The organism is Microcoleus sp. BROC3 (assembly GCF_036702515.1).
GTDB lineage: Bacteria > Cyanobacteriota > Cyanobacteriia > Cyanobacteriales > Microcoleaceae > Microcoleus.
Genome location: NZ_JAUBTQ010000155.1, coordinates 1 through 2,163 on the forward strand (window position 1 = coordinate 1; position 2,163 = coordinate 2,163).

A 2,163-nucleotide genomic window follows, 5' to 3' on the forward strand; every position below is an offset into this window, starting at 1 on the left:
CTTGTCAGTCGCGCATCAATCTTCCTTACCTTTACAGTGCAGGTTTACAACCACCGTGTCAAGAGGTGGTTGTAAAGATTTATCACGTCAACTTTCCAAAATCTCTAGAATGGCTTCCATGTCTGCCAAGTCGGTTTTTGATTTTTTCCGCTTGGCTTTCAACTGGTTAAGCAGGTCGGCCGCGTCGGGAAAATCTTTCCCGGCAGTGGCTGATTTTTGTTTCAGGTCGGAGAGTTCTGCTTCGATTTCTTCCCGATCGGCGCGCTCTGTCGCAAGTTGTGATCGCAATTCCTGCACTTCCCCTCTCAGCTTATTGGTGACTACGGAACTGGATTCTAGAAGCGCGGCATATTCCCGCTTTACTAATTCATGCCTGTCCTCAAGCTCATCATGATTCGATTGGAGCATTGCGATTTGAAAATGAGCATCTGCCAAAGCTTCCTCTGGCGTGAAACCGAAGATAGCGACATGAGCCAGAGCTTCCTCTTTAGTAGTCAGAGCATGATTGACCGTTTCCATAAGCGGAAAAGTGCCGTCTTGCGGTTGTTCTGTTGTTTTAGCGCTATCCGGTTTTACCGTTTCTATAAGCGGTAAAGGTTCAGAGCTTACCGTTTCTATAAGCGGTATGTTGCCCTCTGCCATTGCCTCGATATAATCGTTACGTGACACCCCAGCTTGTGCCGCCACATCTGCCAACCACTGCCAAGCATCATCCGTCAAATTCACCGATCGTATTTTGCGGGGCGTGTCAGACTTGGCAGCGAACTTACCTGATGTGTTCCGTGCTTTGTTACTCATTACCGTTTCCATAAATGGTTGATATCACTATCTAACCATTTCCATAAATGGTTGTCAAGGGTTTTGCTAAACCATTTATATAAACGGTAATTACTGTGCCACTTACTAGAAAGTGCACACTCAACTGGCCCCAAAAAACTGCCGCTACTGGCACAACCCACTAGCGGCAGTTTTCAGAATAAAAGATGCTAGAGCTCAACCTTTTCTGTGATGTACGAGCTCACCAATCCGACTGCGAACTACTTCCTCTTCCCCTTCCAGCCATTTAGCAAGCGTGGCTACGTCGTACTTACTGCCCGGTGCTTGCCAGCCAAACATCTGTGTTTGGAGAGCTTGCATTTGTTCTGGGTAGTATTCGGGCCAGAAGTCCACGGCTATGTCTCGCATTTTCTGGGCATCTTCAGGAGTAACTTTGGGGGCTAATAGCTGAGGTTGTGCCAGTAAATCTGCCAACTTCCGCCGCTCGTCATCGGTAAGTTGAGAGAGTAAGTTGCAAACTTCCGCGAAAGGTGAAGAAATTGCGGAGCCATTGGAGCCAGCGCTCTGTGTAAGGGTTTTAGGGGAGCCAACTGCGGAGCCAGTGTTTTTTGGCTCCGCAGTTGGCTCCGATGTATCCCTTGCTGTGTCTACTGGCTCCGATGGCTCCGCAGTTTTCACGAATCCAATTCCAAGTAGATATCTTTGGTTTCTCCGTTCCATATCATCCCGTTCGCAATAGCGGCAGACCTGGAGCTTAGGGAAAATTTCACTAAACCTTGACCCCAACTGGTTTATAGCTTTTACAGGAGCGTCGTATTTACTTGAAAGTTCATTCCAAATCAACTTCTCTTTGGTGCCGCTAGTGTCTCTTTCTAAAATCCCTGCGTCCTCATACCAAGCTTGCAGTTGCTCCCACAAATCTTTAACCCAAACTCGCCCACCGGTCTGAACTTCCAAACCAACTTCACGGGCAAACTGCCAGAGGTGGCGGCTTTCTTCTTGAGCTTCCCGCATTGCCTCGCGAGTTGCTTTATAGTCAATCCCTTCAGTCAATAGCAGTGGCAACCGCTCCAGCATCTTGTTAAGCATTGCCGGCGCAATCCGCTCAAGGATAAAGTTCTCGTCATCCTTAAAGCGTGGGTCAGCCTCTAATTCACCCTGAGACGGGTCAGCGTTGCGCTTGTAGGTCTTATTGAATCTCAATATGCCGTAGCGGTCATCAATCGCAGCCGTTCCCCCGGTGATGGCGGGTAGCTTGTTACAGTTCGCAAAAAAGATAGCAGCAGGCTTGTACTCATAGCCGTCTTTCCCCTTGCGCTCAATATCAAGAATGTCCCCAGTAATGAACTGTTTAAGGCTCTGAAGCTCATCTAAATTAACCTTGCT

The 2,163-nt window shown here is 48.2% G+C and carries 1 protein-coding gene and 1 pseudogene; both read right to left on the reverse strand.

What is annotated here, in order from left to right; genetic code table 11:
* Positions 1-87: 87 nt before the first annotated feature.
* Positions 88-798 (reverse strand): hypothetical protein, encoded by a 711-nt coding sequence (locus QUB30_RS33380; protein WP_333342605.1) that lies wholly within the window; start codon positions 796-798, stop codon positions 88-90.
* A 195-nt stretch (positions 799-993) separates the two neighbouring features.
* Positions 994-2,163, reverse strand: a pseudogene (locus QUB30_RS33385) (DUF5906 domain-containing protein); the annotation flags it as partial.

What these genes read in the sequence shown, in the direction of transcription:
- QUB30_RS33380 (WP_333342605.1), bottom strand. Translation starts at nt 798, where the DNA reads ATGAGTAACAAAGCACGGAACACATCAGGTAAGTTCGCTGCCAAGTCT.